Source organism: Lichenibacterium minor (assembly GCF_004137685.1).
GTDB lineage: Bacteria > Pseudomonadota > Alphaproteobacteria > Rhizobiales > Beijerinckiaceae > Lichenihabitans > Lichenihabitans minor.
This window is the reverse complement of sequence record NZ_QYBB01000089.1, coordinates 1-8,392: the sequence shown is the minus strand read 5'-3', so window position 1 is coordinate 8,392 and position 8,392 is coordinate 1. Positions and strand designations below refer to the sequence as shown.

Sequence of the window (8,392 nt, the reverse complement as noted above, 5' to 3'; positions counted from 1 at the left end):
CCCACATCGCAGCCTGAGACCCGTCAGGAGCCGCGGTGAGCACCAGACCAAACTCCACCACCTTGACGGACGTGATCTGTCGCCGTCCTTGGGTCTGAAGCTCTTCATCGACGCCCAGGCCTGGATCAGCGTGCCGTCCACGCTGAAATGGTCCTGGGACAGCAGCCGCTTCACCCGCGGGATGGCCAGCACGGCACTCAGGAACGCCGCCGCCACGCTGCCGTCGAGCAGGCGATCGCGGTTCTTGGAAAAAGTCGAGGCGTTCCACACGGGATCGTCCACGCCCAGGCCGACGAACCAGCGGATCAGGAGATTGAAGTCGAGCTGCTCCATCAACTTACGCTCGGACCGCACCGAGTAGAAGGCCTGCAGCAGCATCGCTCGCAATAGCTGCTCTGGCGGGATCGAGGGACGGTCAATCTCTGAATATATCCTGCCAAAGCGCCCGTCGAGCGACGCCAGCGCTTCGTTCACCAGAGTCCGGATCGTACGCAGGGGATCATCCGAGCGGACATGCTGCTCCAGGTCCACATAGGAAAACAGCGAGCCGCTCCGGCTGTCCTGTCCGCGCACTCGACACTCCACCGATGAGCAAGGCGGAGTGAATCACGAACTGGCCAACACCTGAAGCCTTCTTCAGCGACCTGCTAGTAATGCTGGATCAAGTAGAACTTTGCCCCCTTCGACGGCGGCAGGCTCCCCACGGGGTCGGCGGTCTGCCACGCCGTGGCGATCGTGGCGTCAGCGTCCGGCACGGCCGGCATCGCCATGGAACCGATCAGTCGGTGCCGAACCGCGGGGTGGAAATCGTGACATGGCACGACGGGACGGTCGAACAACCGCTTCTTGATAGGCCAGAGCGTGTCCGCCACGCGGTCCCGGGCCGTCCCGACCTCGGCAGACCGCCGGCGCGGAGTAAGCATCCGGCCAGCACCGCAGGTCAGGGCTGCCGCGTGATGTCGGCCTCGTCGAGGGCGTCGGTGCCCCGTCAGGCCGCCTGGGCCAGGGCCGAGCTGGGTCGGCTGGCCTTCCAGTTCCAGGGCAGCAGCTCATCGAGGCGCTTGGCGGGGTGGTCCGGCAGGCGGGCGAGGACATCGGCGAGCCAGCCCTGCGGATCGACGTCGTTGAGCTTGGCGGTCTCGATCAGCGTGTAGATGGCGGCGGCGCGATAGCCGCCGGCGTCCGAGCCGCAGAACGTCCAGTTCCGTCTGCCGATGGCGATCCCCCGCGACGCGCGCTCCGCCGCGTTATTGCTCATGCAGATCCTGCCGTCGTCGAGGAAGCGGGTGAAGGCCACCCAACGGCTCAGGATATAGGTGATGCCCTTGGCCGTATCGCTCTTGGCCGAGAGCATCATTCGCTGTTCCCGAAGGTAGATCTCCAGATCGAGGACGAGGGGCTTCGACTGCTGCTGTCGGGTCGCGACGCGCTCGGCGGGGCTTCGGCCGTTGATGGTGCGCTCGACGGCGAAGATCTCGTCGATGCGGCGCACCGCTTCGACGGCGATCGGCGCCTTCGTCAGCTTGGCGATGTCGAACAGCTTGCGGCGGCCGTGCGCCCAGCATGCGGCCTCGATCACCGGCGCCGGCCTGCGCCGGCCGTCATAAAGGTCGTTGTAGCCCGCATAGGCATCGGCCTGCAGAATGCCCCCGTAGCTTGCCAGGTGCTCCCGCGGGTGTTCCCCGGACCGGCTGCGCGAATAGTGGAAGGCCGCGGCCGGCGGGTCGGCACCGCCGAATGGCCGATCGTCCCGCACGTAGGTCCACAGCCGCCCCGTGTCGGTCTTCCCCTTGGCCAGCACCGGCACCGTCGTGTCGTCGCCGTGGATCCGATCCGCCGCCAGCACGTGGCGCCTGATCGCGTCCACGATCGGGGCGAGTGCCACCGCGCAGGCGCCGACACGGTCGGCCAGCGTCGACGTGTCGATCGCGATCCCCTCGCGGGCGAAGGCGTCGCTCTGTCGGTTCAGCGGCTGGTGAAGCATGAACTTCGACACCAGCACGCTCGCCAGCAGGCTCGGGCCGGCAAAGCCGCGCGGGATCGGATGGGACGGGGCTGGCGTCTCGGTGACGCCCTCGCAGTCGCGGCACGTCATCTTCTCGCGCACGTGCTCGACGATCTTCCACCGCCGCGGTTCGCATTCGAGCGAGCGCGACACGACGTCGTCGAGCTTGCGAAGCCGGGCCCCGCCGCATTGGGCACAGGCGCACGGTGCCGGATACACGATCCGCTCCACCGGCAGGTGTTCGGGCAGGCTCGGGCGCCGCGAGCGCGCGGGACGGCTTTGGCGCTCTGCAAGGGGGGCTCCCGGAGCCGCGATGTCAGCCTCGGCCTCGGCTGCTCCCTGGCTCTCCTCCACGTCGACGATGGCCAGCTCGAGCTGCTCCACGAGGAGCCTGCCACGCTCGGAGGACTGGCCGAACTGCTCACGCCAGCTTGGCGATCAGGAACTTCAGCTTCTCGGTTTCGAGCCGGCGGATCAGGGCTTCGCTGCGCAGCACCACGATCATGGCGTGGGCGTCGGCGAGGTCGGACGGGAGCTGATCGGAGGATGCTGTCACACCCCCGATCAGATCACAACCATCTGCCGTTGCAAGCCTTTCCGCTATCCGGCCTGGGTGGGTCGCCAGGTCTGCTGCGGGTTCCTCCAGTCGATGCCCTCCGTCAGGTAGGCGAGTTGCGCCGGGGTGATGGGAACCGCCCCATCGCTCGCCGACGGCCAGGTGAACCGGCCCCGATCCAGCCGCTTCATGAACAGGCAGCCACCCTGGCCGTCGTGCCAGACGATCTTGATCAAATCGGACCGACGGCCGCGGAAAACGAACAGGTGGCCGCAGAACGGATCGCGCCCAAGCACCTCCTGCACCAGCAGCGACAGGCCACCGATCCCCTTGCGCATGTCGGTGTGGCCCGTCGCCAGCCACACCTTGGTGCCGCTCGGCAGCGGGATCATCGCCGATCCAGGGCGTCGAGGACCCGCCGCAGCGCGTCGACGTCGACGTCAGGGCCCACCCGCAGGCGGCGCCCCTGCGACAGCTCGATCTCGATCAGCCCCGCCGACCGCCTCGGGCGCGGCACGCTCGGTGCCGCCGGGGCCGGCAGCGCGGGGATGGGAGCCACGATCTCGACCGGGACCAGCGCCGGATCGCCCCGTCCCAGAAGGCCGTCGCGCGCCAGACGACGCCAACCGAACACCAGGCTGGCACTCACCGCGTTGCGCCGGGCTACCTCGGCCACCCGCGCCCCCGGAACCAGGGTCTCCTCGATGATCCGGACCTTCTCATCGTCCGACCACTGACGCCGACGCTCGACACCGCTCAGAACCTCGACCCGCATCGACCTGATGACCTCTAGGCTAGCCGTAAGCCCGTAAGGTCGGCCGCAAACCCATCACCCCGCAAGGCGGTCTTCGTCGGACGCGTACGGCGCGGATAGACGATCGTTACCGCAGGGCCGTGCCGAGCGAGATAGTCGGCTTATTCGAAGACCACCCTGAAACCGCCGATGGTCGTGCAGCTCAGGAGGGGGAGGACGAAGTTGATGCGCAAGTTCACGCCTTCTTCGCTCGATCGCCCGGCGAGAGCGGAGCCGATCTTGATGCGGGTTGGCACGGGCCTCCGATCCATGAGCCCCTTGGGCGCAACCAGGGTTTCGGGGGCCGACCCGTCCAGTCGCTCATGCCGAAATCAGCGTCAGGACCTTGAGCGTGAGGTCCTTCGGCGAGGTTTGCAGGTCCTCGTCGATCAGGAACATGTCGCTCTCGTTGCGGCGCCCCACGTAACGGCACAGGCCCCACAGAGCCGCCGGCAGGAACTCCGGATCGTCGCCCTTGATCATTCCTAGACCGATCAGTTCCTTGAAGAATTCAGACAGCTCCCTCTTGACCGCCCCCAGCATCGCGACATTCTCGTCCCGCTGCTTCGCATGGCTGACTTCGAGATAATGATCGAGGATGAAGCCTTGCTCGCTGTTGAAGGTCAGAAAGAGTGAGATCAACAGCCTGAGCTTGGCCTTCGGCTTCTTCGGGGAGCGCAGGATCTGGCGCACGTCCGCCGCATAGGTGTCGATCACCGGTCTCGCCGCCAGTTCCAGCAGGATCGCCTTGTCGGGAAAATAGTAGCTGACCAGCGCCGGCGTCACACCGGCGTGCTCGGCAATCTCGCGGCGCTGGATGTCGAGCCTCGGACGCGCCCGCATGGCACCGCGGGTGCTCTCGATCAGATGGTCGCGCCCGATCTCCCGACCGCCGCGCGTGGGACGTCCCTGGGGTCTCGCCGCGCTAGTTTCGGGCTCGTCCATGATGCGCCTCCCGCCCGACCGGGCAACTCTCGACAGCGCCACGGCGGCGGGAGCTGGGCAGCTCCGGTCGCCGTGGCGTACCCAATCAGAATATTCAACATGGAACGCTTCACTTTAACCGCATGTGAACGAGACGCGAGGGCGATTTAGGATGTCTTGAGTTCCTTAAAGCATGCAAGACAATATCAGCCCTTCTAAGATTGTACATCTGCTATCGTTCGATTGGTTTTCTCGAGGTTTTCTATATCATGATCGAGGTCGTGGACCGCCCGCGTCATAAATTCGACGGTGGCGCGGCAAAATGCCCGAGGACCACACCGAGGGTGAGGTCTCGGATGGCATGGCGCGCCGGGCAGGACAGGCCGCGGTCCTTGCTACGGCGGCGTGCCGCCATGAGCCGAACCCACGCGGACGCCCTGGCGCCCACGCCGAAGCTGTAGGTATCGGGGCGCATTCCATAGAGGGCCGCCAGCTCCTCTTGGTGTTCCGCCATCGCGGCGGCGCTCGCGCGCCGGTCGGCCGGTTGCGCGACGTCGTCGGCGATCGTGTTCAGGATGCAGGCCTTCGCGAGCAGGGAGGCGCCCCGCGGGAACAGGAAGTCGCGGCTGGCGCCCTGCAGCGGCGTCAAGGCGAGCAGGTCCCTCAGGAACGCCTGCGTGAAGCCCAGCGAGAACGACCACGGGTCAGCGTGCGGCGATTCACTGCGCTTCCGGGCACCGTCGGGGCCATACAGGCGGCTGGTGGTCCGGCCGTCGCAGTCCGTCACGGCGGCATTGTGGTAAGCCACCATGACAGCGGGATCTTCGAAGGCACTCGCCATGCGGGCGAGCTTGCGGGAATGCCAAACGTCGTCCTGATCGCAGAAAGCCACGATCGCCGCGGTGGCCAAAGACGCAGCTTTGACGAAGTTGCGCCGGTAAACCTTGTTCTCGGCACTGCGGATGAAGCGCACCGGGAAAGGCGCACCGGCGAGCGCCGATCCGATCATCTCCAGGGTGCCGTCGGTGGATCCGTCGTCGGCCACGACCACTTCCGCCGGAAGCTGCTCCTGCTGCATCAGGTTCAACGCCTGCTCGCGAGCAAATCGCGCGCCGTTGTAGGTCGCCATGACCACGGCGAACTGGGCCATCGTCGCTGCTCCGCTCATGGCCCGCACCCGGGCGGGCCGTAGCCGAACAGCGCCGCGTCGTCGGCGTAGACCTGGCCGAGAGCGCCCAGCACGGCCTGTGATGCGTCCTGCCCGCCGCCGCCCGCGCGCTCGGTCGCGTTGGCGCGAACTTCGCCCCCCGAAACGCCGTTGGCAGCCAGGAAAGCCTGCACCTCGGCCATATGGTCCAGTCGGAACAGGTGGTCGACGATGACACGGCCCTCGGCATCGCAGACGTAGTCGCATTGGCGATGCAGCACGGGGTCGAGGTGGCGCAGGCGGCCGGACGCCGCCATGGGCTCCAGCACGTCGAGGACGAAGCGCTCGAAACTGTCCACGCCGGCGACCGCTGCCCGGCCGCGACGGTCCGGGGCGGCCAAGTCGTTGCCGCAGCCGCGCAGCCACCGATAAGCCGAGGCGGCGCGCTCCCAAGGGTCGCGCACCATGGCGAAGCTCGTCGCACGGGCGAAGAAGTCGGGATCTGCGTCCCGGTAAAAAGCGGCGCTGCGGTGCGGCACATGCGACACTTGGCCATAGACCTGCAGGGCAAGGCTGACGCTGGCGGTCTTGGGGATGCGGATCAGCAGCAGCGGCGTCCCACGCACGATCTTGGCGATAGGGAAATCGAACGCGCGCTCGCAGGCGCGCTGGAGCGGCAGCGGCGCGAAGCGCGCGAAGGCGTCGCCGAGGTCCGAGGCCTGCTTGTGTGACAGGCGGGACCGCAGGAGATCGCGGGCGCCGAACCAGGGTGCGACGGCCGCACGCCCCACACCGCCCACCGTCATGCCGCTCGCCTCCGCACGACACGGGTCAACCCGACAATATCGTCCCGCAACGCCTGGCCGTCGAGAGCGAAAAGCAGCGCGAAATACAAGCTGCCACCGAGCGCGCTCGCCGCCAGCGCTGACGTTACGCTGCCCGGGAAGCGTGAAATTACTGAGGCGCTCACGGCACCGCCCGCTGTCGCGGCGATGGCCGGCCCCCACAGAGTGGCGACGAGCGACGACAAGCTCGACCCGAAGCCGCGCGGCACCGCGAGTGTCATGGCGACGGCCTGCAGCGCGTAGCTCGCGCCAACCAGCCAGGCCACCCCTATGGGCGGCAACCACAGCCCGGCCACGACCGCTGTCACCCGCGCGACCCCACAGGCGACCACGACTTTGGCGCTCCGGTCCGTCATGCCGTGTTTCATTAAAATCTGTCCGCTGAGCCAAGCCGCCGCCGCGAGCGCGTATGCGACCACCATAGCCTGAAACAGCGGCCCCGCCTCGCCCCACCTATTTCCGAGGATTAGCGGAAACACGTCCGGCGCCGCGACAGCCATTAGCGCGGTCGTTGGAAATAGGACGAGCAGCAGCATTCGGGTTAGTCTAGCGTGGAGCGCCGCCACTTCATCGTCGGACTCCCGAAGCGCTTGGGCGTAGAAAGCTCCGACTACGGGATTAGTGATCGCTTCGCAGGTGAAACGGGAGACTTGGTTAGCAAACATATAAGAGCCGAGAGGTACCGTGCCAAAAATATGGCCGAATACCGTGTTCTCAGCCAATTTCGTGCCGAGTTCGCCGAGGCGGCTCACCAACAGTGCTCCGCCGGTCGCCACATGGCCGCGCAGCGAGGCAAAGTCGTAAACGAGGTCAGGCGGCGACCAGGCAGCAGCGTTAAGAATGATGGCCTTGAAGGCGAACAACGTGACGTGTTGTGCGGCGAGCGCCCAAACGCCCGCGCCGTTGAAGGCCAGCGCTAGCGCGACTGCAGCCCCCGCTACTGAGCCCAGGAGGTCGCTGCCCGAATGGTAGAGCAAGTTGCCTCGGCGCTGCAGGCGAGCGCCGGCTGGCAGCGACAGGGCGAGCAGTGGCAACGCCGCCGACAGGAAGGTCATCAGGCCGACGAGCGAGGGCTGGCCTGACACACGGGCCAGGACGAAGCCCGCTCCCATAACACCCAGCGCCATAACAGTGCAGGTGCCGAGCAAGGTCCAGAACGCAGTGGACCAGACCACGCTGTTGCTCTCGTCCTCGCGCGACAGCGACATCCCGAGCCCGCCGTCCCCGAGCAGCAGGAAAAACATCACGGTCGGGAAAGCCAGCGCGTACACGCCGTAGGCCTCGGGGCCGAGCAGCCGCGCCATGACGGGCAGCAGCGCGAGTTGCAGCAGTGTTTTGAAAATATTGACGGCGGCGGCGGCTCCGGCGTTGAAGGCGAACTGGCGGCGGCTCGGCGCCGCCTCGGTCGGGCCGCTCGCCAGTTCGGCACCGAGCGCCAGGGCGGGGCGCTTCGCGAACTTCGCCTCGACGCGAGCGATGGCATCGTCGAGCGCGCGAGCTTCGAACGTCGCGTCTGCCAGCCCCGTGAACTGCTGCAGTGCCTCCCGGGCCCGGGCGTAGACGGCATCCCGATCTACCTCCGTCGGCTCGTCGAGGCGGAGTACGGCACGTTGGACGATTGGAAAGAAGTCGGCCATCGAGCAGTCCGGCGCGGGCGGGAGGGGATGGGCTAGTCAGGGTTCAGCGCGGCGGGCGCGAACATAAGTAATTTGCTTCACGAGCGCCAACGCGAAATGCTCGATCGGATCGCACCAGACAGGCGGAAACTTCCCGCGCATTCCAACAACCGCTCGCACGCTATCGTTGATAGGTCTAAGCGTTGGGCGCGGTCGAGAGAGAAGCGAGCCCTCTCAGGCCCGATCGACACGCCGCGATCGTGCGAAGTTCCGGTCGAGGGAGAGCCAGGCGTGTCGAAAGTGAGCCCCCCTGCTCTGCGTGCGGCCGATCCTATGGTCTGCAACGTGGTGAAGGGCAGCTGAGTAGTGACCATAAGATTTCATCCACAAGCCATGGGCCGGGCCGTTCGAGGTGTCAACACCGACGAGCGCCTAGGTGTTCAGTCCCGCGGTGTGATGGTGCAAACTCCCCCCTGACTCGTCAGCAGGAGGATGGCCTATGGCAA

Annotated in this window: 9 protein-coding genes; all 9 read right to left on the bottom strand. The window is 66.7% G+C overall.

The genetic code is table 11. The features are described from left to right. On the bottom strand, positions 1-573 hold a 573-nt coding region (locus D3273_RS26725; RefSeq protein WP_245501410.1), incomplete at its 3' end, for a transposase. Between the two features lie 74 nt (positions 574-647). Beyond that, positions 648-770 carry a hypothetical protein gene (locus D3273_RS29770; RefSeq protein WP_281011427.1) on the bottom strand — a complete coding sequence of 41 codons (123 nt, stop codon included), beginning with the start codon at positions 768-770 and terminating at the stop codon, positions 648-650. A 218-nt stretch (positions 771-988) separates the two neighbouring features. Continuing rightward, positions 989-2,510 (bottom strand): IS66 family transposase gene (gene tnpC, locus D3273_RS26720; protein WP_428977812.1). Its coding sequence is split into 2 segments (ribosomal slippage): positions 989-2,432 and positions 2,431-2,510, totalling 1,524 coding nucleotides; the frame shifts between segments, so codons are not numbered across the junction. 95 nt (positions 2,511-2,605) lie between these two features. Next, positions 2,606-2,953, bottom strand: a complete 348-nt coding sequence (gene tnpB, locus D3273_RS26715) for an IS66 family insertion sequence element accessory protein TnpB (protein WP_129229996.1) — start codon at positions 2,951-2,953, stop codon at positions 2,606-2,608. Continuing rightward, a complete protein-coding gene (tnpA, locus tag D3273_RS26710; RefSeq protein ID WP_129229995.1) occupies positions 2,950-3,336 on the bottom strand; it encodes an IS66-like element accessory protein TnpA in 387 nt (128 codons plus the stop codon). Before tnpA ends, tnpB begins: the two co-directional genes overlap by 4 nt. A gap of 339 nt (positions 3,337-3,675) precedes the next feature. Beyond that, the gene (locus D3273_RS26705; protein ID WP_129229994.1) at positions 3,676-4,299 is read right to left on the bottom strand and encodes a TetR/AcrR family transcriptional regulator; all 624 of its coding nucleotides are present in this window, start codon (positions 4,297-4,299) and stop codon (positions 3,676-3,678) included. 274 nt (positions 4,300-4,573) lie between these two features. Further along, a complete protein-coding gene (locus D3273_RS26700) occupies positions 4,574-5,428 on the bottom strand; it encodes a glycosyltransferase (protein ID WP_165359733.1) in 855 nt (284 codons plus the stop codon). A 14-nt stretch (positions 5,429-5,442) separates the two neighbouring features. Then, positions 5,443-6,231 (bottom strand): sulfotransferase family protein, encoded by a 789-nt coding sequence (locus D3273_RS26695; RefSeq protein WP_129229992.1) that lies wholly within the window; start codon positions 6,229-6,231, stop codon positions 5,443-5,445. Next, a complete protein-coding gene (locus D3273_RS26690; protein WP_129229991.1) occupies positions 6,228-7,907 on the bottom strand; it encodes an oligosaccharide flippase family protein in 1,680 nt (559 codons plus the stop codon). The genes D3273_RS26695 and D3273_RS26690 overlap by 4 nt, the downstream gene beginning before the upstream one ends. Positions 7,908-8,392 lie beyond the last annotated feature (485 nt).

Bases quoted from the DNA above. Each gene is read 5' to 3' on its own strand.
- D3273_RS29770 (WP_281011427.1), bottom strand. From the start codon at position 770: ATGGCGATGCCGGCCGTGCCGGACGCTGACGCCACGATCGCCACGGCG.
- tnpB (WP_129229996.1), bottom strand. From the start codon at position 2,953: ATGATCCCGCTGCCGAGCGGCACCAAGGTGTGGCTGGCGACGGGCCAC.
- tnpA (WP_129229995.1), bottom strand. From the start codon at position 3,336: ATGCGGGTCGAGGTTCTGAGCGGTGTCGAGCGTCGGCGTCAGTGGTCG.
- D3273_RS26705 (WP_129229994.1), bottom strand. From the start codon at position 4,299: ATGGACGAGCCCGAAACTAGCGCGGCGAGACCCCAGGGACGTCCCACG.
- D3273_RS26700 (WP_165359733.1), bottom strand. From the start codon at position 5,428: ATGGCCCAGTTCGCCGTGGTCATGGCGACCTACAACGGCGCGCGATTT.
- D3273_RS26695 (WP_129229992.1), bottom strand. From the start codon at position 6,231: ATGACGGTGGGCGGTGTGGGGCGTGCGGCCGTCGCACCCTGGTTCGGC.
- D3273_RS26690 (WP_129229991.1), bottom strand. From the start codon at position 7,907: ATGGCCGACTTCTTTCCAATCGTCCAACGTGCCGTACTCCGCCTCGAC.